This is a genomic window from Streptomyces sp. MMG1121, assembly GCF_001280015.1.
Classification (GTDB): domain Bacteria; phylum Actinomycetota; class Actinomycetes; order Streptomycetales; family Streptomycetaceae; genus Streptomyces.
In genome coordinates, this window is sequence record NZ_LGDV01000211.1 from 14,494 (window position 1) to 36,507 (window position 22,014).

23 protein-coding genes are annotated in these 22,014 nt (G+C 69.3%); 12 read left to right on the plus strand and 11 right to left on the minus strand.

The window, feature by feature from the left end; all coding sequences use genetic code 11:
- Nucleotides 1-14: 14 nt before the first annotated feature.
- The 4 genes from ADK64_RS29345 to ADK64_RS29360 all read left to right on the plus strand — a co-directional run bounded on the left by ADK64_RS29345 (nt 15) and on the right by ADK64_RS29360 (nt 3,880).
- Complete coding sequence (locus ADK64_RS29345; RefSeq protein ID WP_053663765.1) at nt 15-1,376, plus strand: extracellular solute-binding protein; 1,362 nt, start codon at nt 15-17, stop codon at nt 1,374-1,376.
- Nucleotides 1,373-2,236: a carbohydrate ABC transporter permease gene (locus tag ADK64_RS29350; protein ID WP_053663768.1), complete on the plus strand. Its 864-nt coding sequence runs from the start codon at nt 1,373-1,375 to the stop codon at nt 2,234-2,236. Before ADK64_RS29345 ends, ADK64_RS29350 begins: the two co-directional genes overlap by 4 nt.
- Nucleotides 2,237-2,243: 7 nt before the next feature.
- Nucleotides 2,244-3,071, plus strand: a complete 828-nt coding sequence (locus tag ADK64_RS29355; protein ID WP_053663770.1) for a carbohydrate ABC transporter permease — start codon at nt 2,244-2,246, stop codon at nt 3,069-3,071.
- A gap of 119 nt (nt 3,072-3,190) precedes the next feature.
- Nucleotides 3,191-3,880: an XRE family transcriptional regulator gene (locus ADK64_RS29360; protein ID WP_234384747.1), complete on the plus strand. Its 690-nt coding sequence runs from the start codon at nt 3,191-3,193 to the stop codon at nt 3,878-3,880.
- Nucleotides 3,881-3,914: 34 nt separating this feature from the next.
- On the opposite strand, the gene ADK64_RS29365 is transcribed toward ADK64_RS29360, so the two are convergent.
- Entirely contained in the window at nt 3,915-4,940 is a 1,026-nt protein-coding gene (locus tag ADK64_RS29365) for an ATP-dependent 6-phosphofructokinase (protein WP_053663774.1), read from the minus strand.
- 200 nt (nt 4,941-5,140) lie between these two features.
- On the opposite strand from ADK64_RS29365, the gene pta reads away from it, so the two are divergent.
- From pta to pyk, 3 genes are all read left to right on the plus strand, one after another.
- Nucleotides 5,141-7,216, plus strand: coding sequence for a phosphate acetyltransferase (gene pta / locus ADK64_RS29370; RefSeq protein WP_053663777.1), 2,076 nt, complete (start codon nt 5,141-5,143; stop codon nt 7,214-7,216).
- 23 nt (nt 7,217-7,239) lie between these two features.
- The gene (locus ADK64_RS29375; RefSeq protein ID WP_053663779.1) at nt 7,240-8,448 is read left to right on the plus strand and encodes an acetate kinase; all 1,209 of its coding nucleotides are present in this window, start codon (nt 7,240-7,242) and stop codon (nt 8,446-8,448) included.
- An 84-nt stretch (nt 8,449-8,532) separates the two neighbouring features.
- Nucleotides 8,533-9,960 (plus strand): pyruvate kinase, encoded by a 1,428-nt coding sequence (pyk, locus tag ADK64_RS29380; RefSeq protein ID WP_053663781.1) that lies wholly within the window; start codon nt 8,533-8,535, stop codon nt 9,958-9,960.
- 151 nt (nt 9,961-10,111) lie between these two features.
- Here pyk and ADK64_RS29385 read toward each other — a convergent pair whose 3' ends face one another.
- The 4 genes from ADK64_RS29385 to ADK64_RS29400 form a co-directional block, all read right to left on the minus strand.
- On the minus strand, nt 10,112-11,467 hold the full coding sequence (locus ADK64_RS29385; RefSeq protein ID WP_199829739.1) for a hypothetical protein: 1,356 nt from the start codon (nt 11,465-11,467) through the stop codon (nt 10,112-10,114).
- Nucleotides 11,457-12,047: a DUF6114 domain-containing protein gene (locus ADK64_RS29390; RefSeq protein WP_053663785.1), complete on the minus strand. Its 591-nt coding sequence runs from the start codon at nt 12,045-12,047 to the stop codon at nt 11,457-11,459. The genes ADK64_RS29385 and ADK64_RS29390 overlap by 11 nt, the downstream gene beginning before the upstream one ends.
- 119 nt (nt 12,048-12,166) lie before the next feature.
- On the minus strand, nt 12,167-12,814 hold the full coding sequence (locus ADK64_RS29395; RefSeq protein WP_053663787.1) for a DUF6230 family protein: 648 nt from the start codon (nt 12,812-12,814) through the stop codon (nt 12,167-12,169).
- Nucleotides 12,815-13,435: 621 nt separating this feature from the next.
- Nucleotides 13,436-14,407: a tetratricopeptide repeat protein gene (locus tag ADK64_RS29400; RefSeq protein WP_053663790.1), complete on the minus strand. Its 972-nt coding sequence runs from the start codon at nt 14,405-14,407 to the stop codon at nt 13,436-13,438.
- A gap of 210 nt (nt 14,408-14,617) precedes the next feature.
- Here ADK64_RS29400 and ADK64_RS29405 point away from each other — a divergent pair, with 210 nt between their 5' ends.
- A complete protein-coding gene (locus tag ADK64_RS29405; protein WP_053663792.1) occupies nt 14,618-15,235 on the plus strand; it encodes a TetR/AcrR family transcriptional regulator in 618 nt (205 codons plus the stop codon).
- 6 nt (nt 15,236-15,241) lie between these two features.
- Here the strand turns inward: ADK64_RS29405 and ADK64_RS29410 are convergent, their stop codons facing one another.
- From ADK64_RS29410 to ADK64_RS29435, 6 genes are all read right to left on the minus strand, one after another.
- Nucleotides 15,242-16,942 carry an acyl-CoA mutase large subunit family protein gene (locus tag ADK64_RS29410; protein ID WP_053663794.1) on the minus strand — a complete coding sequence of 567 codons (1,701 nt, stop codon included), beginning with the start codon at nt 16,940-16,942 and terminating at the stop codon, nt 15,242-15,244.
- An 85-nt stretch (nt 16,943-17,027) separates the two neighbouring features.
- On the minus strand, nt 17,028-17,366 hold the full coding sequence (locus tag ADK64_RS29415; RefSeq protein ID WP_053663796.1) for a DUF3817 domain-containing protein: 339 nt from the start codon (nt 17,364-17,366) through the stop codon (nt 17,028-17,030).
- A 54-nt stretch (nt 17,367-17,420) separates the two neighbouring features.
- The gene (locus ADK64_RS29420) at nt 17,421-17,930 is read right to left on the minus strand and encodes a MarR family winged helix-turn-helix transcriptional regulator (RefSeq protein WP_053663798.1); all 510 of its coding nucleotides are present in this window, start codon (nt 17,928-17,930) and stop codon (nt 17,421-17,423) included.
- Between the two features lie 22 nt (nt 17,931-17,952).
- Nucleotides 17,953-18,429 (minus strand): hypothetical protein, encoded by a 477-nt coding sequence (locus tag ADK64_RS29425; protein WP_420713052.1) that lies wholly within the window; start codon nt 18,427-18,429, stop codon nt 17,953-17,955.
- 118 nt (nt 18,430-18,547) lie between these two features.
- The gene (locus ADK64_RS29430) at nt 18,548-18,838 is read right to left on the minus strand and encodes an MTH1187 family thiamine-binding protein (protein ID WP_053663800.1); all 291 of its coding nucleotides are present in this window, start codon (nt 18,836-18,838) and stop codon (nt 18,548-18,550) included.
- Entirely contained in the window at nt 18,835-19,179 is a 345-nt protein-coding gene (locus tag ADK64_RS29435) for a DUF3817 domain-containing protein (protein WP_053663802.1), read from the minus strand. The genes ADK64_RS29430 and ADK64_RS29435 overlap by 4 nt, the downstream gene beginning before the upstream one ends.
- A 160-nt stretch (nt 19,180-19,339) precedes the next feature.
- Between ADK64_RS29435 and ADK64_RS29440 the strand changes: the two genes are divergently transcribed.
- From ADK64_RS29440 to ADK64_RS29455, 4 genes are all read left to right on the plus strand, one after another.
- Nucleotides 19,340-19,972, plus strand: a complete 633-nt coding sequence (locus tag ADK64_RS29440) for an AIM24 family protein (protein ID WP_053663836.1) — start codon at nt 19,340-19,342, stop codon at nt 19,970-19,972.
- 2 nt (nt 19,973-19,974) lie between these two features.
- On the plus strand, nt 19,975-20,625 hold the full coding sequence (locus tag ADK64_RS29445; protein ID WP_053663804.1) for an AIM24 family protein: 651 nt from the start codon (nt 19,975-19,977) through the stop codon (nt 20,623-20,625).
- Complete coding sequence (locus tag ADK64_RS29450; protein WP_053663806.1) at nt 20,622-21,440, plus strand: AIM24 family protein; 819 nt, start codon at nt 20,622-20,624, stop codon at nt 21,438-21,440. The genes ADK64_RS29445 and ADK64_RS29450 overlap by 4 nt, the downstream gene beginning before the upstream one ends.
- 92 nt (nt 21,441-21,532) lie before the next feature.
- Nucleotides 21,533-22,009, plus strand: coding sequence for a MarR family winged helix-turn-helix transcriptional regulator (locus ADK64_RS29455; RefSeq protein ID WP_053663808.1), 477 nt, complete (start codon nt 21,533-21,535; stop codon nt 22,007-22,009).
- Nucleotides 22,010-22,014 lie beyond the last annotated feature (5 nt).

Consider the following 22,014-nt stretch of genomic DNA (forward strand, 5'->3'; position numbering starts at 1 on the left):
AGGAGGTAGTGCCCGTGCGCCCCACCGCCGCCGCCCTCGTCGCCCTCACCCTCGCCGCAGCGACCCTCACCGCCTGCGGCAACGGCTCCGGAAGCAGCCCGAACACACTCAGGGTGTCCTACAAGCAGTCGACGGACAATTCCGTGAAGGTGATGGACACCTTTCTCGCGGGGATCAAGAAGGAGTTCGAGAAGAAGTACCCGGGCAAGAAGGTCCAGTTCGTGCCGATCAAGGCACCGGACTCCGACTACTACACCAGGGTCCAGCAGATGATGCGCTCGCCACGGACCGCGCCGGACCTGGTCTACGAGGACACCTTCCTCATCAACTCCGACGCCACCAGCGGGTACTTGAAGCCCCTCGACCCCTATCTCGCCAACTGGCCGGACTGGCAGCAGTTCCTCGACAACGCCAAGGCGTCGGCGCGGGGTGAGGACGGGAAGACGTACGGCGTGCCGGACGGGACCGACACCCGGGGGCTGTGGTTCGACAAGCGGGTGTTCCAGAAGGCCGGGTTGCCGCTGAACTGGCAGCCCAGGACCTGGGACGACGTCCTCGCCGCCGCCCGGACCATCAAGCAGAAGGTCCCCGGCGTGGTCCCGCTCAACGTCTACACCGGCAAACCGGCCGGTGAACGGGCCACCATGCAGGGCATGGAGATGCTGCTCTACGGCACCGGCGACGGAAAGTCCGATCCCCTGTACGACAGCGGCAGCAAGAAGTGGATCGCGGGGAGCCAGGGGTTCACGGACTCGCTGAAGTTCGTCGAGAGCGCCTACAAGGAGAAGCTCGGGCCCGACGTCTCCGACGCCCTCGACCCCAACTACTACACCACCGTCGTCGGCGAGCTGCTCCCCCAGGGCAAACTCGGCATCGACCTCGACGGCTCCTGGCTGCCGCAGAACTGGCTGCCGGGCAGTGGCCGTGACTGGCCCGGCTGGTCCAAGCAGCTCGGCCTCGCGTACATGCCGACCGAGCACGGGCAGGCACCCGGCAAGGTGAGCATGTCCGGCGGGTGGACGTGGGCCGTCCCGGCCAAGGCCGCCCACGCCGACCTCGCCTTCGACTTCATCAAGACGATGCAGACGGAGGCCAACGCCAAGAAGTGGTACATCGCCAACTCCGGCATCTCGGTCCGCAAGGACGTCGCCGCCGACCCGTCGTACGCCACGGCCCAGCCCGGCATCAAGTTCTTCACCGACCTGGTGTCCGCCACCCACTACCGGCCGGCGTATCCGGCGTACCCGAAGGTGTCGACAGCCATCCAGGAGGCGATGGAGAGCGTGACCACCGGTGACTCCTCCGCGCAGAAGGCCGCGAGTACGTACGACTCGACGCTGAAGGACGTCACCGGCGGCCAAGTGGTCCAGAAGTGAGGCTCCGGCGCCGGTTCACCCGGGCACTCCCCCTCACCCCCGCCGTCGTCCTCATCCTGCTCTTCCTCGCCGGGCCGATCGCGTACTGCGTCTACATCGCCTTCACCGACCTGCAGTTGACGGGGCAGGCCCACGCGTCGTTCGTCGGGTTCGCCAACTTCCGGCGGGCCTTCCACGACGACGCGTTCCTCAACGCCGTGTGGCTGACGCTGGTGTTCACCGTGCTGTCCGCGCTCGTCGGGCAGAACACCCTGGGGCTCGCGCTGGCCGCGCTGATGAAACGGGCGTCGAAGCCGGTGCGCACGATCACCGGCGGGGTCGTGGTGACGGCCTGGGTGCTGCCGGAGGTGGTCGCGGGCTTCCTGCTGTACGCCTTCTTCCGTCGCGAGGGGACGTTGAACGCCATCCTGGACTGGCTCCATCTCCCCCGCGAGAACTGGCTGTTCACCCTGCCGATCCTCGCGGTGTCCTTCGCGAACGTCTGGCGCGGTACGGCGTTCTCGATGCTCGTGTACTCGGCCGCTCTGGACGAGATCCCGGCCGAGATCACGGAGGCCGCCGAGGTCGACGGGGCCGGCGGATGGCGGCGGATGTGGCACATCACGCTGCCGATGATCCGCCGCTCGATCGCCACCAACCTGATGCTCAACACCCTGCAGACGCTCTCCGTCTTCGGACTGATCTGGGTGATGACCCGGGGCGGCCCCGGCAACAAGAGCCAGACCCTTCCGCTCTTCATGTACGAACAGGCCTTCCAGAACAGCATGATCGGGTACGGTACCGCGGTCGCCCTGCTCCTGCTGCTGGTCGGATCCCTGTTCTCCGTCGTCTATCTGCGTCTGCTGCGCACGGAGGTGTGACCCGGACATGCCCCGCAATCGCACCTCCCGCCGCCTCGCCGCGGACGTGGCCCTCCTCGCCGTCGCCGTGGCCTTCGCACTGCCCCTCGCCTGGGTGGTGCTGTCCGCCGTGGACCCGCACGCCGACCTCAGGGTCCGCGTCCCCGACGGGCTCACGACGGCCAACTTCCGCGCCGTACTGACCCCGGACATCACCTACACCCCGCTGCTCAACAGCCTGGTCCTGTGCGGCTGCGCCACGGCACTCACGGTCGCCTGCGCCGCCCTCGCCGCCTACCCGCTCTCCCGCTTCCGCTCCCGTCTGAACCGGCCCTTCCTGCTGGCGATCCTGTTCGCGACGAGCCTGCCGATCACCGCGATCATGGTCCCGGTCTACGCACTGTTCGTCCGCGTGAACCTCATCGACACCCTCCAGGGCACGATCCTGTTCTTCGCCGCCTCCCAACTCCCCTTCGCCATCTGGCTGATGAAGAACTTCATGGACGGGGTACCGAAGGAACTGGAGGAGGCGGCCTGGACGGACGGCGCGTCCTCGCTCCAGTCACTGCTCCGCGTCGTGCTGCCGTTGATGGGGCCCGGGCTCGCCGTCGTCACCGTCTTCTCGTTCGTGATGATGTGGGGCAACTTCTTCGTCCCGTTCATGCTGCTGCTCACCCCGGACCAGATGCCGGCCTCGGTCAGCATCAACGACTTCTTCGGCAACCGGGGCATGGTGGCGTACGGCCAGCTCGCCGCGTTCTCCGTGATCTACTCGACGCCCGTGATCCTGCTGTACGTGCTGGTGGCGCGCAGACTGGGCGGCGGGTTCGCGCTGGGCGGGGCGGTCAAGGGATGATCCGGGAAGGTATTCCGCCCGTTACATACCGAACGGCCGGAACTGTACGTTCCGACAATCCGTGATCCTGTCCGAACAGACCGTAGCCAGCAGGGGCCGACGGGCTTAGCTTGTGCGAGGTGCGCCAACCCTCAGCCCTCCCCTTCAACGCCCCGGCCGCCCGCAGACTGCGTGCCGCGCTCGGCATGGGCCCCGAACACGTCGCCTACGGCATGCGGGTCTCGTACGGCCTGCCCTATGTCACCCCCGATCTCGTCATCGCCTGGGAGCGGGGCACGTCCGCCCCCGCCAATGCCGAACTGACCGCGCTGGCAGGCGTGTTGTGGTGTTCGCCGGGTGAGCTGATCGGCCGCCCGCGGACCCTGCGCGAGCACCGGATCGCCCGCGCCCTCGCCGCCGAGGACGTCGCCCATGCCGTGAGCATGGAGCTGCGCGGCTATCTGCGGATGGAGGAGAGCGGGCAGTGGCGGGGCAACGAGCGCCAGTCGGCCGCGCTGGCCGAGGTGCTCGGCCTGGCGCTGCAGGACTTCGTGACCGTCACGGGCCGTGAGGAGAAGCTCACCGACCTGCTGCACAGCGCCGTGACCACCCGCTGGCAGGCCTACGTGCGGCCGGTGCTGAAGCTGGTCCCGCTGGACAAGGGCATCCTGGAGGGGGTCCTCCAGGCACTGCACCAGGACTACCAGGGACACATGGCCGCGACCCTCAGCTGGGGCGGCGGTACCCGGAAGTCCAGCGAGTCCGGCCGGGACTTCCTCGACCGGATAGTGGACAACTTCTGGACGGCGGTGGCGGAGCGGACGGCCTAGCCGCCCCGCCGCCCCGCCGCTCAGCCGCTTGTCGCTAGAAGACCGACTCCGCCTCGTCCATCCGGTCCTTCGGGACCGTCTTCAGCTCGGTGACCGCCTCCGCGAGCGGCACCATGACGATGTCGGTGCCGCGCAGCGCGGTCATCCGGCCGAACTCGCCGCGGTGGGCCGCCTCGACGGCGTGCCAGCCGAAGCGGGTGGCGAGAACGCGGTCGTAGGCGGTGGGGACGCCGCCGCGCTGGACGTGGCCGAGGATGACCGGCTTGGCCTCCTTGCCGAGGCGCCGCTCCAGCTCGTACGCGAGCGCCGTACCGATGCCCTGGAAGCGCTCGTGGCCGTACTGGTCGATCGCGCCCTTGCCGTAGTCCATGCTGCCCTCGGCCGGGTGGGCACCCTCGGCGACGCAGATGACGGCGAACTTCTTGCCGCGGGCGAAGCGCTCCTCGACCATCTTGACGAGGTCGGCGGGGTCGAAGGGGCGCTCGGGCAGGCAGATGCCGTGGGCGCCGGCGGCCATGCCGGACTCCAGGGCGATCCAGCCGGCGTGCCGGCCCATGACCTCGACGACCATCACGCGCTGGTGGGACTCGGCAGTCGTCTTCAGACGGTCCATCGCCTCGGTCGCGACGCCCACCGCCGTGTCGAAGCCGAAGGTGCGGTCGGTGGAGGAGATGTCGTTGTCGATGGTCTTGGGGACGCCGACGACGGGGAGACCCGCGTCGGAGAGCATGCGGGCCGCGGTGAGCGTGCCCTCGCCGCCGATCGGGATCAGCGCGTCGATGCCGAACTCCTCGACCATGTCGGTGGCCCGCTCGCAGGCCTCGCGCAGCCGGTCGCGCTCCAGCCGGGAGGAGCCGAGGATGGTGCCGCCGCGGGCCAGGATGCCGCTGACGGCGTCCAGGTCGAGGCCGCGGTAGTGACGGTCGAGCAGACCCCGGAAGCCGTCCTCGAAGCCGATGATCTCGTCGCCGTACTGCGCCACCGCGCGGTGCACGACCGAACGGATCACGGCGTTCAGGCCGGGGCAGTCGCCGCCTGCGGTGAGAACTCCGATGCGCATCGTGCTGTGTCTCCTGCTCGCTGTCGGTGCCGGTGAGCCAGTGCCGATTGTTCCACGTCCGCCGGGGCACTGAGTTACTTGACGGGCGCCTTATCCGGCACCGGGGGTATTGTCAAGAGGGTTCTGCTCACCTTGGTGGGCGATTTTTATGCCGAAGAGGCGACATTCCGCACATATGACATGAGGAACGGAGTGGACGCGTGACGCGCAGCGTGTACGTGACCGGGATCGACCGGGGTGACGGCCGCCAGGTCGTGGAGCTTGGGGTCATGGAGCTCCTGACCAGGCAGGTCGACCGGGTGGGGGTCTTCCGGCCGCTCGTCCACGACCGGCCCGACCGGATGTTCGAGCTGCTGCGGTCGCGCTACCGCCTCTCGCAGGACCCGGCGACGGTCTACGGCATGGACTACCACGCGGCGTCCGCCCTCCAGGCCGAGCAGGGCACCGACGAACTGGTCTCCGCGCTGGTCGACCGCTTCCACCTGGTGGCCCGGGACTACGACGTCGTCCTCGTCCTCGGCACCGACTTCGCCGGCACCCAGCTCCCGGACGAGCTGTCCCTGAACGCCCGCCTGGCCAACGAGTTCGGTGCGTCCGTCATCCCCGTGGTCGGCGGACGCAAGCAGACCGCCGAGTCCGTGCTGGCCGAGACGCGCAACGCCTACCGCGCCTACGACGGCCTCGGCTGCGACGTGCTCGCGATGGTCACCAACCGGGTGGCCCGCGAGGACCGCGACGCGATCGCCGAGCGGCTCGCGAACCGGCTGCCGGTGCCCTGCTACGTCGTCCCCGACGAGCCCGCGCTGTCCGCCCCGACCGTCTCCCAGATCACCCATGCGCTCGACGCCAAGGTGCTGCTCGGCGACGACTCGGGCCTCGCCCGGGACGCGCTGGACTTCGTCTTCGGCGGCGCGATGCTGCCGAACCTGCTGGCCGCCCTGACCCCCGGCTGCCTGGTCGTCACCCCGGGCGACCGCGCCGACCTGGTCGTCGGCTCGCTGGCCGCGCACAGCGCCGGCACCCCGCCGATAGCCGGCGTACTGCTCACCCTGAACGAGGTCCCGCGCGACGAGATCCTCACCCTCGCCGCCCGCCTCGCCCCGGGCACCCCGGTGCTCTCCGTGGCCGGCACCAGCTTCCCCACCGCCGAGCAGCTCTTCTCCCTGGAGGGGAAGATGACCGCGGCCACCCCGCGCAAGGCGGAGACCGCGCTCGGCCTGTTCGAGCGGTACGCCGACACCGCCGACCTGGCCCGCCGGGTCTCGGCGCCGAGCAGCGACCGGGTCACCCCGATGATGTTCGAGCACAAGCTGCTGGAGCAGGCCCGCTCCGACAAGCGCCGGGTCGTGCTGCCGGAGGGCACCGAGGCGCGGGTGCTGCACGCGGCCGAGGTGCTGCTGCGCAGGGGCGTCTGCGACCTGACCCTGCTCGGGCCGGAGGACCAGATCCGCAAGAAGGCCGCCGACCTCGGCATCGACCTCGGCGACACCCAGCTGATCGACCCGGCCACCTCGGAGCTGCGCGACTCCTTCGCCGAGAAGTACGCGGCGCTGCGCGCCCACAAGGGCGTCACGGTCGAGCTGGCCTACGACGTCGTGTCGGACGTGAACTACTTCGGCACCCTGATGGTCGAGGAGGGGCTGGCCGACGGCATGGTCTCCGGGTCCGTCCACTCCACGGCGGCCACCATCCGGCCCGCCTTCGAGATCATCAAGACCCGGCCGGACTCGTCCATCGTCTCGTCCGTCTTCTTCATGTGCCTGGCCGACAAGGTGCTGGTCTACGGCGACTGCGCGGTCAACCCGGACCCCAACGCCGAACAGCTCGCGGACATCGCGACCCAGTCGGCGGGTACGGCCGCGCAGTTCGGCGTGGAGCCGCGGATCGCGATGCTGTCGTACTCCACCGGTACGTCCGGTTCGGGCGCCGACGTCGACAAGGTGCGCGAGGCGACCGAGCTGGCCCGCTCGCGCCGGCCCGACCTGAAGATCGAGGGTCCGATCCAGTACGACGCGGCCGTGGAGCCGTCGGTCGCGGCCACCAAGCTGCCCCAGTCCGACGTCGCCGGGCAGGCGACGGTCCTGATCTTCCCCGACCTCAACACAGGCAACAACACGTACAAGGCCGTGCAGCGTTCGGCCGGCGCGATCGCCGTCGGACCGGTCCTGCAGGGCCTGCGCAAGCCGGTCAACGACCTGTCCCGGGGCGCGCTCGTCCAGGACATCGTCAACACCGTCGCCATCACGGCGATCCAGGCCCAGACGCCCGCCAACTGACCACAGAGAGCAACAGATTCACCGTGACCGCGTCCCGTGTCCTCGTCCTCAACTCCGGCTCCTCGTCGGTGAAGTACCAGCTGCTCGACATGAGCGACTCCAGCAGGCTGGCCGCCGGCCTGGTGGAGCGCATCGGCGAGCAGACCTCCCGGCTCAAGCACACCTGTCTCACCACCGGCGACACCCGTGAGCACACCGGCCCCATCGCCGACCACGAGGCCGCGCTCAAGGCCGTCGCGGAGGAGCTGGGCCGGGACGGCCTCGGTCTCGACTCGCCGGAACTGGCGGCGATCGGGCACCGGGTGGTGCACGGCGGCATGTTCTTCACCGAGCCGACCGTCGTCGACGACGAGGTGATCGCCGAGATCGAGCGGCTGATCCCGGTCGCCCCGTTGCACAACCCGGCCAACCTCACCGGCATCCGTACCGCCCGGGCGCTGCGCCCCGACCTGCCGCAGGTCGCCGTCTTCGACACCGCGTTCCACACGACGATGCCGGAGTCCGCGGCGCGCTACGCGATCGACCCGAAGATCGCCGACCGGCACCGCATCCGCCGCTACGGCTTCCACGGCACCTCGCACGCGTACGTCTCGCGGGAGACCGCGCGGCTGCTGGGCAGGGCGCCGCAGGACGTCAACGTCATCGTGCTGCACCTGGGCAACGGGGCGTCGGCCTCGGCGGTCCGCGGCGGCCGGTGCGTGGACACCTCCATGGGGCTGACGCCGCTGGAGGGGCTGGTGATGGGCACGCGCTCGGGCGATCTGGATCCGGCCGTCATCTTCCATTTGGCCCGGGTTGGCGGAATGTCCATGGACGAGATCGACACTCTTCTCAACAAGAGGAGCGGTCTGTTCGGCCTGTGCGGGGACAACGACATGCGGGAGATCCGCCGCCGGATCGACGAGAGCGACGAAGAAGCCGCACTCGCCTTCGACATTTACATTCACCGGCTCAAGAAGTACATCGGCGCTTATTACGCCGTCCTGGGCACAGTGGACGCGGTCGTCTTCACCGCGGGTGTCGGCGAGAACGCGGCGCCGGTGCGCGAGGCCGCGGCCGCGGGCCTTGAGGGGCTGGGCCTGGCGGTCGACCCGGAGCTGAACGCGGTGCGAGCGGACGTGGCCAGGCTGATCTCTCCGAAGGACGCGCGTGTCGCGGTCGCCGTGGTGCCGACGGATGAGGAACTGGAGATCGCGACGCAGACCTACGCACTGGTCGGAAAGAACAACTGAATAGCACCTGAGCGGTGTGGCACTCATTTGTATCTTCCGCCAGACGGAATATTCCGTAGCGAAACAAACCGATAGGATCGCCCCATGCGCCGTTCGAAAATCGTCTGTACTCTCGGCCCCGCGGTCGACACCCACGAGATGCTCGTCGCCATGATCGAGGCGGGCATGAATGTGGCCCGGTTCAACTTCAGCCACGGCACCCACGCAGAGCACCAGGCGCGGTACGACCGCGTCCGGGCCGCGTCCAAGGAGACCGGCCGGGCCATCGGCGTCCTCGCCGACCTGCAGGGCCCGAAGATCCGCCTGGAGACCTTCGCCGAGGGTCCGGTCGAGCTGGAGCGCGGTGACGAGTTCGTCATCACGACCGAGGACGTGCCGGGCGACAAGCACATCTGCGGTACGACGTACAAGGGGCTGCCGGGCGACGTGTCGCGCGGCGACCAGGTCCTGATCAACGACGGAAACGTCGAGCTGAAGGTCCTGGACGTCGAGGGCCCGCGGGTCAAGACGATCGTCATCGAGGGCGGTGTCGTCTCCGACCACAAGGGCATCAACCTGCCCGGCGCGGCCGTCAACGTGCCCGCGCTGAGCGAGAAGGACATCGAGGACCTGCGCTTCGCCCTCCGCATGGGCTGCGACATGGTCGCGCTGTCCTTCGTCCGGGACGCCAAGGACGTCCAGGACGTGCACCGCGTCATGGACGAGGAGGGCCGCCGGGTCCCGGTCATCGCCAAGGTGGAGAAGCCGCAGGCGGTGCAGAACATGGAGGACGTCGTCGCGGCGTTCGACGCCGTGATGGTGGCCCGTGGCGACCTCGCCGTCGAGTATCCGCTCGAGAAGGTCCCCATGGTGCAGAAGCGCCTGATCGAGCTGTGCCGGCGCAACGCCAAGCCGGTGATCGTGGCGACCCAGATGATGGAGTCGATGATCACCAACTCCCGTCCGACCCGCGCCGAGGCCTCCGACGTGGCCAACGCGATCCTGGACGGCGCCGACGCGGTCATGCTGTCGGCCGAGTCCAGCGTGGGCGCGTACCCGGTCGAGACCGTCAAGACGATGTCGAAGATCGTCACGGCGGCCGAGCAGGAGCTGCTCTCCAAGGGCCTGCAGCCGCTGGTGCCGGGCAAGAAGCCGCGCACGCAGGGTGGTTCGGTGGCCCGCGCGGCCTGCGAGATCGCCGACTTCCTCGGTGGCCGGGGCCTGATCGCCTTCACCCAGTCCGGTGACACCGCGCGCCGCCTCTCCCGCTACCGCGCGACCCAGCCGATCATCGCCTTCACCACGGACGAGTCCACCCGCAACCAGCTCACCCTCAGCTGGGGCGTGGAGTCGCACGTCGTGCCGTTCGTCAACACCACCGACGAGATGGTCGACCTGGTGGACCAGGAGATCGCCAAGCTGGGCCGCTTCGACGCGGGCGACACGGTCATCATCACCGCCGGCTCGCCTCCCGGCGTCCCCGGCACCACCAACATGCTCCGCGTCCACCACCTGGGCGGTCAGAGCAACTGAACGGCGCCGTAAGGCGGTTGTACAGCGCGGAGGGCGCCCCCTGTGACAGGGGGCGCCCTTGTGCTCTCCGTCAAAGGCCGGGGCCCGGTCCTCCACTCGGTGGAGGACCGGGCCCCGGTGTTGCGGCTCCCGAACGGGCTTGCGCGACCGGTCAGTCGGTCGTGTACACGTGCATGCCGGGCACGTGCAGGTTGCCGCCGAACTGGCCGGCCTGGACCACCTTCACCTGGGTGAAGTAGATCAGCGGGATGTTGAGCGGGGGCGGGCTGTCGGGGCTGAACGTCACCGGGATCAGTCCGAACAGGTTGCCCGAGATGCTCTCGGTGTACATCGTCGTGGATCCGCCGGTGATGGTGGACGTCGAACCCTTGGACGCCTGCACGTGGTAGGTCTTGCCCGACAGCTTGTCGTTCACCGTCTGGTGCAGGTCCCCGATGTCCGTGCCGCCCGAGATGACGTACTTCAGCACCTTCTTCGTGGTGCCGTCGGCCGCCTTCACCTCGACGACGCCCTTGTAGTCGGCGCCCTTGAGCAGCAGCGAGCTGGCGTTGAGGTACCAGGGGTCGTCCGCCACCAGCACCTTGTTGTCGACGCCGCTCTCGTCGGTCGTGGCCGCCGGGCAGTCGCCCGCCGAGGCGCTCGCGGACGGGCTCGGAGTCGCCGACGCGGCCGCGTCCTTGGCCGCCTTGGCGGTGTCGTCGACGGTCTTGGACACCGTGCCGGTGGTCTTCTTCACCGTGTCCCCGACCGTCTTGCCGACCTTGGAGACGGTGTCCTTGACGGTGTCGGTGACCTTGGAGCCGGAGGCCGCGGAGGACGCCGCGTCCGGCGTGGCCGACTCGCTCGCCGACGGGCTCGCGGACGGCGTGGGGCTCGCGGACGAGCCGCCGGAGTCCTTGCCACCGGTGAGGAGGCCGCCGAGCGTGTCGCCGATGGTGTCCAGCAGACCGCCACTGCTCTTGGACGCGGACGGCGACGGCGTGGCCGTGGCACCGCCCGAACCCGAGGAGCCGGAGCCCGAACCCGAGCCGGAGGTCGCGGTCGGCTTCGGCGTGGCCTGGTCGCCGGAGCCCGAGTCCGACGAGGAGGACGAACCCGAATCCTTGGAGCCCTTCGCGTCCTTCGCGCTCTTGCCGTCCTTCGCGTCGGCACTCGCCGAGGGCGACGGAGAGGCCGAGTCGGACGCGCCGGCGGAGGCGGACGGCGACGGCGAGGACGTGCTGTCCTTGCCGTTCACCTGCTTGACGCAGTCCTTGTACTCGTCGGCCGTCAGACTCTTGGACGTGGTCGACGGGGACGGGCTGCTGCCGCTGTCGGCGAGCGCCAGCGTGGACGTGAAGCCCATGCCCATCAGCACCGCGGTCGGCATCGCCACGGAGGCTATCGCCTTGCCGGCCGGCATGTGGAACCTGGTGAACAGCTGCTTCCTGGGGGCCGCGTGGCGTGGCCCGGTTCTCGCGCGGGACCCCTCCGCATCGGTCCCGCGGGTCACCTCGTCAGCCGGCACTGTGCCTCCCGTTCGCCCCGTTGGCCGGGCTCGTTCCTGACAGGTCGTTCTCCCCCAGCGCCGGGTAGCCCTGGTAGGGGCCCGCATCGCCCACCCCGTCCACGTGCCGCTGCGGCAGCGGTGCGGCCTGCGGGGCGCCGCCCTCGCCCGGGGCTGCCTCGCCCGGCGGCTCCTCCTGCGGCGTCGCGCCCGGCGACCAGGCCACGGCCATCGCCCCACCGATCAGGGCGAGCAGAAAGCCCATGATGAAGCCACCGAAGTTGGACACGGGGAGGGAGACCAGCGCCAGCAGGATCGCGGCGACACCCGCGAACGTCTGTACGTGCTTCTGGAACCAGAGGCTGATGCCCAGGACGATGAGCAGCACGCCGATGATCAGGGAGCCGGCCCCCGCCGTGGTCGCCATTGCCAGCGTCAGATGTCCGACCTGGAGGTGGAAGTACGGGAAGTACATGATCGGAAGACCGCTGAGCAGGACGTACAGCCCGGCCCAGAACGGACGGGTGCCCCGCCAGGCGCGGAACTGCAGCCTCCGGTGGGCGAACTGGCCGGATGCGGCGGCAGGAGTCTCGGCGCTCATGGAAAACAGCTCCCTGGTGCGGCGTTGCTGTGGTGGTGATGTGCGCCACGCGTGAAGGCGCGCGGCCGATGATGGAACGGGCGGGGGCGCCGTCGGCTCCCCCGCCCGTCATCGAGTGCCTAGTAGCACTCGATTCCCTTGCCGGAACCCTCGTGCAGCGACATGTGCAGACCGCTGAGCTTGAAGGTGCCGGCGGTGGTGGCCCACGCCGTCTGCTGAACGCCGGTCAGGTCCGCCGAGTCCGCCTGCTGGGCGAAACCGTACGGGTTGGCCTGCTCGCCGTTGCCCTTCATGCCCGGACCCTTGTTGGCGTCCTTGGCGGCCACACCGATGTCGATGTTGTTGAAGGTCGCATCGGCCTTCAGGTCATCGAGGTCGATGTAGAGGTTGTGTGCCTGGACCGCGTCGTGCCCCTTGCCACCGGCCTCCAGGCGGAGGGTGACCGAGCCGAAGAACGGCACGTCCGGGGTGACCACGGACTGGCACATGTTGGTGATCGTGGCGTCATTGAACGACGAGACGGCGACCGGGTGGGCCGTCTTCTTCCCGTCGAGCGTGTAGCCGTTGTCGATCGCTCCGTACTGCGCGAAACCCTTGCCGTGAAGCGTGTCGGCCGTCACCTTGAACTGCTGGCCGGACACGCTGAACGAGGCCGCGAGAGCGCCCTGCGCGAGGGCGACACCTATGCACGCTGTGGCGGCCACGCTGGGCACCATGACCACAGCGAACCGCTTCCATCTGGTCCCGCCACGCACCTGGGACTCCATATTTCCTCCTTCTCGGACGTACATCTCCTGGCTCGGAGCGCCGCGGTGGACGGCTCATCCGGGCAGGGATGGGAGAAGTGCTACGTCCTCGGAAAGGAGAGCGCCTGCGCTCGGTGGCGCGAACCGCGCCCGAATCACCGGCGATCACCCCCGAGCGACAACCACTGGTCGCGCCTGACACGCATCACGCACAACCTTGCTGGACAGGCTTCGCCGTCCGGCGAAGACCCCCCTGCCCTAGAGCCGGCGCCACTGCCGCCGGCTCTGCCCGGTGGGGACCCAGAGTCTCCCGTGACCCAACCGGCTGCCGGGGTACGGGAATGGACCGAGCGTCGCCGATCGTGGTGCATTCTCGCCCCGGACACAAGGGGGTTCGTTACTGGCTAGTAACGGCGGGATAACCGAAGGACGACCCGCCGGTCTCGGAGCGCGACACTCGGTCGCATCTTTGGGCAGAGCAAAGCCGTTGATCCCTGGACGAAACCAGACAGATCAACGGCCTTGATTTACTCCGAGTAACAGCACGTGCAATTACCAAGATTTGGTAAAGCACCGTCGCCGTGACGCCTCGTCGGCAAATCTTTCACCCCGGCATCACAAGCCGTGGCGTTTAGCGACTGGTCAGAACAGCGCCCGCGCCAGCGCCCTGCGCGCCCCGACCACGCGCGGATCCTCGGGCCCCACGACCTCGAACAGCTCCAGCAGCCGCAGCCGCACCTTGTCGCGGTCCTCGCCCGCCGTGCGCCGCACGGTGTCGATCAGCCGCCCGAAGGCGTCCTCGACATGCCCGCCCACCAGATCCAGGTCGGCCGCGGCGATCTGCGCGTCGGCGTCGGCCGGCTTGCCGGCCGCCTCCTGACGGACCTGCTGCGGGTCGAAGCCCTGCACCCGCTGGAGCAGTTCGGCCTGCGCCAGACCGAGTTGGGCCTCGGGGTGGCCCGGGTCGTCGGCCAGCACGTTCTTGTAGGCCTGGACGGCACCGGCCAGGTCACCGGCGTCCAGGGCCTCGGCGGCGGCGTTCAGCATCGCGTCGTACGGCCCGACCGCCGGCGCGTTCTCGGCGGGGCCGCCCGGCTCGGCGTCCGGGTCGACGGTCAGGCCGGTCAGCCCGAACCGCTCCTCGGCGACCTGCACCAGTTGGTCCAGGGTCTCCCGGATCTGTGCCTCGGGGGCCGCGCCCTGGAACAGCGGGAGCGCCTGCCCCGCGACGACGGCGAACACCGCCGGGATGCCCTGCACCCCGAACTGCTGCATCAGCATCTGGTTGGCGTCGACGTCGATCTTGGCGAGGAGGATGCGCCCGTTGTACTCGACGGTCAGGCGCTCCAGGACCGGGCTCAGCTGCTTACAGGGCTGACACCACTCGGCCCAGAAGTCGATGACGACGGGCACCTCGGCGGACCGCTGGAGGACTTCCCTCTCGAATCCCGCCTCGTCGACGTCGATGACGAGATCGGTCGGGGCGACAGCCCCCGCGCCGCCGTGCCGGGCGGCTTCGGCGCGCGTCTGCTCGGCCTTGGCCTTGGCCTCCTGGGCCGCCTTCACCGCGGCGAGGTCGACGACGCCGCTCATGGACATGTTCCGTGGCTGCATGCGTCTATCCTCCCCCGTTCCCGCGCCTGAATGAAAAAGTCGTGCGCCGGGGCGCCGGGTCCCCACCCCACGCCTCATGGTCGCGCCCGTGTACGTCCCTCACGAGCTTTCGCTACGACCCGTAGCGTAATGCCATGCGGGGTCCGCGCGACACCACACCCCGGTGATCTCCCTCACGACGCCACAGGACCCGCCGGTTATGGTCAAGGGATGCAGAGCCGCACCCCCGCCAGCCGTACCGGACGCCCGCGCAGCGCCGCCGCTGACACGGCGATCCTGGCCGCGACCCGGGAGGCGCTGGTGGAGCTGGGCTGGTCCAAGCTCACTCTGGGGGACGTGGCGACGCGGGCAGGGGTTGCGAAGACGACCCTCTACCGGCGCTGGGCCGGCAAGAACGAACTCGTGGTCGACGCCGTGGCGGAACTCTTCGACGAGCTGGAACTGCCCGACCGGGGCAGCCTGGCCGCCGACATCGAGGGCGTGGTCCTGCAGTTCGCGGCGATCCTCGCCCGCCCGGAGGCCAAGAGCGGCCTGATGGCGGTGGTCGCCGAGGCCACCCGCGACGACGCCCTGCGCGAGCGCATCCGCACCTCCATCGTGGAGCGTCAGATGCGGCTGGTCCTCCAGGGCCGCGCACGGGCGCAGAAACGGGGCGAACTCCCGCCGGAACCCGATCCGCGGGAGTCCGCCCGCACGGTGGACCTCATCTTCGACGTGGTGGCGGGCGCGGTCGTGCACCGCACCCTGGTGAGCGGCAAGGCGGCGGACGAGGAGTGGGTGCGCAGCTTCACGCGCGTCCTGCTCGTGGGGCTCACCTCGTCCGCCTGACCGCGCTCAGAACCCCGCCGGCTCGGTGTACACCCCCCACTCGTCCCGCAGCACCCCGCAGATCTCGCCCAGCGTCGCCTCGGCCCGTACGGCGTCCAGCATCGGCTCGATCATGTTGCCGCCGTCCCGCGCGGCCGCCAGCATGGCGTCCAGCCCCGCGCGCACCGCGGCCTCGTCCCGTGCGCCCTTGCGGTCGGCGAGCACGCGGACCTGCTCGCGCTCCACCTCGTGGCTGACCCGCAGGATCTCCAGGTCCCCGGTGACCGACCCGGTGTGGACGTTGACACCGACGACCCGCTTGTCCCCCTTCTCCAGGGACTGCTGGTAGCGGAAGGCGGACTCGGCGATCTCACCGGTGAACCAGCCGTCCTCGATCCCGCGCAGGATCCCGGAGGTGATCGGCCCGATCGGGTGCCGCCCGTCCGGGTGCGCCCTGAGGCCCCGCTCCTTTATCTGCTCGAAGATCTTCTCCGCGTCGGCCTCGATCCGGTCGGTGAGCTGCTCGACGTACCAGGCACCGCCCAGCGGGTCGGCCACGTTGGCGACCCCGGTCTCCTCCATCAGCACCTGCTGCGTGCGCAGCGCGATCTCGGCCGCCTGCTCGCTGGGCAGCGCGAGGGTCTCGTCGAGGGCGTTGGTGTGCAGCGAGTTGGTCCCGCCGAGCACGGCGGCCAGCGCCTCCACGGCCGTACGGACCACGTTGTTGTACGGCTGCTGCGCGGTCAGCGAGACACCGGCGGTCTGCGTGTGGAAGCGCAGCCACTGGGCCTTGTCGGTCTGCGCGCCGTACACGTCCCGCATCCAGCGGGCCCAGATCCGGCGTGCGGCACGGAACTTGGCGATCTCCTCGAAGAAGTCGAGGTGCGCGTCGAAGAAGAAGGAGAGGCCGGGCGCGAAGACGTCGACGTCCAGGCCGCGGCTGAGCCCCAGCTCGACGTAGCCGAAGCCGTCGGCCAGCGTGTACGCCAGCTCCTGTGCGGCCGTCGCGCCCGCCTCGCGGATGTGGTAGCCGGAGACGGACAGCGGCTTGTACGCGGGGATGCCGGCCGCGCAGTACTCCATGAGGTCGCCGATGAGGCGCAGATGCGGCTCGGGCTGGAAGAGCCATTCCTTCTGTGCGATGTACTCCTTGAAGATGTCGGTCTGAAGCGTGCCGTTGAGGACCGACGGGTCCACGCCCTGCCGCTCGGCGGCGACCAGGTACATGCAGAAGACGGGCACGGCCGGCCCGCTGATGGTCATGGAGGTCGTGACGTCACCGAGCGGGATGTCCTTGAACAGGACCTCCATGTCGGCGGCCGAGTCGATGGCGACCCCGCAGTGCCCGACCTCGCCGAGCGAGCGCGGTTCGTCGGAGTCGCGGCCCATCAGGGTCGGCATGTCGAAGGCGACGGACAGACCCCCGCCGCCCGCGGCGAGGATCATCTTGTACCGCTCGTTGGTCTGCTCGGCGTTGCCGAAACCGGCGAACTGCCGGATCGTCCAGGTACGCCCGCGGTAGCCGGTCGGATGGAGCCCGCGCGTGTAGGGGTACTCCCCGGGCCACCCGATCCGCTCGAATCCCTCGTACGTGTCCCCGGGTCGGGGCCCGTACACCGGCTCCACGGGATCGCCGGAGAGCGTGGTGAAGTCAGCGTCGCGCTTGCGCGCGGCGTCGTAGCGGGCCTGCCAGCGTCGGCGGCCCTCCTCGATGGCGTGAGCGTCCATACCATCGAATTTACTAGGACGTCCTAGTAAATGTCGATGGCCAACTGCCGTACGGCACTCGTACGGCAGTGGGACCAGCGGTGTGCTACGCCTTGGCGACGGCCGGGGCCCGGTCGGTGACCTTGGCCTCCAGCTCGCGGGTGAGCTTGCGCTCGACGAAGAAGGCGGCGGTGGGAATCGTGCCCGCGAGCAGCACCCACAGCTGCCGGCCGACCGGCATCTTCGCCTTGGAGCCCAGATCGAAGGCGACGACGAGGTAGACGACGTACAGCCAGCCGTGGGCGATGGCGACGACGCGCGTGACGTCGGCGGCACCGCTGATGTCCAGCCCGTACTTGGCGATCATGCTCAGGCACAGCAGCACCAGCAGGACACCCGTGGTGTAGGCCATGACGCGGTAACGGGTCAGCACGCTCTTCTTCATGCAGTCGAGCGTAACCACCCGTTCCGGGAGATCTTGGCCGGGGTCGGTCGCCGGTCAGTCGTCGTCGAAATCGTGCGCCGCGATCCGCAGCGGGCGGAACATCGCGAAGATCTCCGCGCACTCCTCCGCGTCGTACGCCCCGAGCCCGAAGTCCATGGCCATCAGGTCGCGGGTGGCCGCGTCGACCACCTCGCGGCCCTTGTCGGTGATCACGGCGAGGGTGCCGCGGCCGTCGTTGGGGTTGGGCCGCCGGGCCACCAGGCCGGACTTCACCAGCCGGTCCACGGTGTTCGTCACGGACGTGGGATGCACCATGAGCCGCTCACCGATCTTGGACATCGGCAGCTCGCCGGCCTTGGAGAAGGTGAGCAGCACCAGCGCCTCGTAGCGCGCGAACGTCAGTCCGTACGGCTTGACCACCGCGTCCACCTCGGCGAGCAGGATCTGCTGGGCCCGCATGATCGAGGTGATCGCGGCCATGGACGGCACGTTTCCCCAACGCTGCTTCCAGAGCTCGTCGGCACGGGCGATGGGGTCGAAGGGGAGGCTGAGAGGCTTCGGCACGTCATCAGACCCTACCGGCCAGTCATATTCGGGGCAGCCCCGTCTCGGCTTTCGGGCGCCCCCGGTCTGCGGCCGCCTCCCGGCCCTGCGTCGCGCGGGCCACCACGGCCGGCCCGCAGCAGCACAGCACACCCGCCGCACCCGCGCCGGCGACGGCCGTACGCACCCCCGCCTCCTGGCCCACCACCCCGGCCAGTGCCATGCCGAGGCCCTGGGCGGTCATCAGTCCGGCGCTCAGCACGGTCATGGCCCGCCCGCGCAACTCCTGCGGCACCGCCCGCACGAACCACTGGTCCGGCCCCAGGGTGTACGCCGATCCGGCGCCGGACAGCACCAGGAGCAACAAGGACACGGCGAGCCCGGGGCGCAGGGCGTAGCCGAGGTACGGCAGCGGGGCCAGGCGGAGCAGCGGGAGCGCGACGCGCTCGCGGGTCACCGGCCCGAGCCCGGCCCCCGCGAACAGTTCACCGGCCACCGTGCCGACGGGCAGGGCGCACATCAGCAGCCCGAGCCGCGTGGAGCCGCGGCGCTACGGCCACCAGGTCCCGTACGAACGAACACCGCTGGGGATGGCGCTGAGGGCAGGACAGCCGGCCTGAGGGGATGCGGGGCCGCGGCTACGCCAGGTGCCGCTCGACCGTCTCCACCTTGGACGTGAGCCCGTCCGTGACACCGGGTCGGATGTCGGCCTTGAGGACGAGGGAAACCCGCGGCGCCCGTTCCTCCACTGTGGCGACGGCGCGCTTGACGACGTCCATGACCTCGTCCCACTCGCCCTCGATCGAGGTGAACATGGCGTCGGTGCGGTTGGGCAGGCCCGACTCGCGGACCACGCGGACGGCGTCGGCGACGTACTCCCCCACGTCCTCGCCGACGCCGAGGGGCGTCACGGAGAAGGCGACGATCATGCGTTGACAACCCCTTCCTGACGGGCGCGGGCGGCGATGACCTCGTCCTCGGCGGCGCGCTTGAGCTTGCGCTCGGCGAAGAAACCACCGGTGGGCAGCACGGACAGGACGAAGTACAGGGCGGCGGTCTTCAGCGGCCACTTGGTGCGGTTCCAGGCGTCCGCCCAGAAGAGCACGTAGAGGACGAACAGGACGCCGTGGACCGCGCCCATGACGGGGACCGCGTTGAAGTCCGTGGTCCGCTTCAGCACCGAGCAGACGAGCAGGATCAGGAAGGACACGGCTTCCGGGGCGGAGACCAGGCGGAGGCGGCGGAGGGCGGTGGCGGTCTTGATGTCCACGGGTCACCTTCGGTGGGAGAGACGTCCACGGTTTGTGAACGCAAGCACAAACGTCACGCCATTGTGGCAAACGGTCGCCCTAGGGGTCCGCTCAGGGTCGGTATCCACCCACGGGGCCTGTTCCGTCCACCCGCGCCGCCGCTACTTTCGCTGCGTGGCGATGTTCCGACTCCAAGGCAGCAAGGTGCTCGCCGTCGACATGACCGGGGACGCCGTGAAGGCGAAGAACGGCTCGATGGTCGCGTACGACGGGCAGATGACCTTCAAGAAGCTGACCGGCGGTGGTGAGGGGCTGCGCGGGATGGTCACCCGCAGGCTCACCGGCGAGCAGATGAACGTGATGGAGGTGAAGGGGCACGGGACGTGCTGGTTCGCGGACCGCGCCTCGGAGATCAACCTCGTGAGCCTCCAGGGGGAGAAGTTGTACGTCGAGTCGAGCAATCTGCTCGTGACGGACGCCGGGCTGCGGACGGGTACGACGTTCACGGGGCTGCGCGGCGCCTCGCAGGGCAACGGGCTGTTCACGACGACGGTCGAGGGGCACGGGCAGGCGGCTCTGCTGTCCGACGGCCCGGCGGTGGTGCTGCGCGTGAGCCCGCAGTATCCGCTGGTCGTGGACCCGGGGGCGTACATCGCCCATCAGGGCGACGTACGGCAGTCCTTCCAGTCCGGTGTGACGTTCCGCACGTTCCTCGGGGAAGGCGGCGGCGAGGCCTTCCAGATCCGCTTCGAGGGCGACGGACTGGTCTATGTGCAGCCGAGCGAGCGGAACACGATCGCGGGGGATCTGTAGACATGGCGTTCCGGGAGATCAACTCCAAGATGGTCGAGGCGACCGTGCTGCCCGGACAGCGGCTGTTCAGCCAGCGCGGGGCGATGCTCGCCTACCGGGGCGACGTGTCCTTCACGCCCAACATCCAGGGCGGCCAGGGCGGGCTGATGTCCATGCTCGGGCGGCGGGTGACGGGCGAGGCGACCCCGCTGATGACCGTCGAGGGCAGCGGCACGGTGTTCTTCGGGCACGGCGGTCACCACGTCCACGTCATCGACCTCTCCGGCGACACGCTGTACGTCGAGGCGGACCGGCTGCTCGCCTTCGAGGGCACGCTGCGCCAGGGCACGATGTTCATGGGCTCGCAGGGCGGGGTCATGGGCATGGTCCGGGGCCAGGTCACCGGTCAGGGCCTGTTCACCACCACCCTCCAGGGCCAGGGCTCGGTCGCCGTGATGGCGCACGGCGGCGTCTTCGAGATCCCGATCACCCCGCAGCACCCGGTCCACGTCGACCCACAGGCCTACGTCGCCCACCACGGCGAGGTGCGCAACAAGCTGTCGGCGGCGCTCGGCTGGCGCGAGATGGTGGGCCGTGGCTCCGGCGAGGCCTTCCAGCTGGAGCTGAGCGGCAGCGGCACGGTGTTCGTCCAGGCGTCGGAGGAGAAGCTGTGAGCACCTACGGACCTTCGGGCGCCGGCCCGGCCGGACCGGTCGTGTACGACCCGGCGACGCTGCCCGTCGACGACAACGTCAACAAGTACACGTTCAGCGTCGAGCTCAAGAGCGGGCAGTGGTTCCTGCAGAAGGGGAAGATGATCGCCTACTACGGGGCGATCGAGTTCAACGGGATCGGGCACGGGCGACTCGACCGACTTGTCCGTACCTCATTCCATTCGCCACTGCACGCGAGCGACTGGGTCGTGGCGCAGGGCTCGGGCCGGATGCTGCTCGCCGACCGGGCCTTCGACGTCAATTCCTACGACCTGGACGACGGGAACTTGACCATTCGCGCGGGCAACCTGCTCGCTTTTCAGCCAAGTCTCGCGCTCAAACAATCGATCGTGCCGGGTTTTCTGACCCTTATCGGAACCGGCAAGTTTGTCGCCGCATCTAACGGTCCGGTGGTGTTCATGGAACCTCCGATCCGGGTCGACCCGCAGGCACTCGTCGGGTGGGCCGACTGCCCCTCGCCGTGCCATCACTACGACCACGGGTATCTGACGGGGGTACTGGGCGGTCTACGTGCGATGACAGGCCTCGGCGGGGTTTCCGGCGAGGAGCACCAGTTCGAGTTCGTGGGTGCCGGGACGGTCCTTCTGCAGTCGTCGGAGGCCGTCATGGACGAGCCGGCGACGGGGGTCGTTCCGTCCGGACCGGGAGTCCCCGGAGGTGGCGGAACGGGTCCGGGCGGACACGGTCCGCAACCGTCGGGTGTACCGCGCCTTCCCGGACAGCTGGGAGACCTCCAGCGTCGCTTCGGGCTGTGAGCGGTAGTCTGCGGAGTGTGACGTCGAACGCGTGCGCACTGTCACATCATCCGAAATAGTTCGCCATTCAACTTCTTAGGTAGACTTCATTCATGGAGACCGAAACGGCCACGCGCTGGCTGACCGATGCGGAGCAGTGCGCCTGGCGCACCCACCTGGAGGTCAACAGGCTGTTGACGTACCAGCTGGAGAAGGATCTGCAGCCGTTCGGCCTGACTATGAACGACTACGAGATCCTCGTGAACCTGTCCGAGTCGGACGACGTACGGATGCGGATGAGCGACCTCGCCTCCGCGACACTGCAGTCCAAGAGCCGGCTCTCGCACCAGATCACGCGGATGGAGAACGCGAACCTGGTGCGCCGCGAGAACTGCGAGTCCGACCGGCGGGGGCTGTACGCCGTGCTGACCGAGCATGGGATGGAGACGATGCAGAAGGTGTCGCCGCACCATGTGGCATCGGTGCGGCGGCACTTCATCGATCTGCTGTCACCGGAGGCGTTGACGGAGCTGGACAAGGCGTTGAAGCCGATCGCCGAGCACCTGCGGGGGCAGCGGGGGCGTCCCTGAGGCTG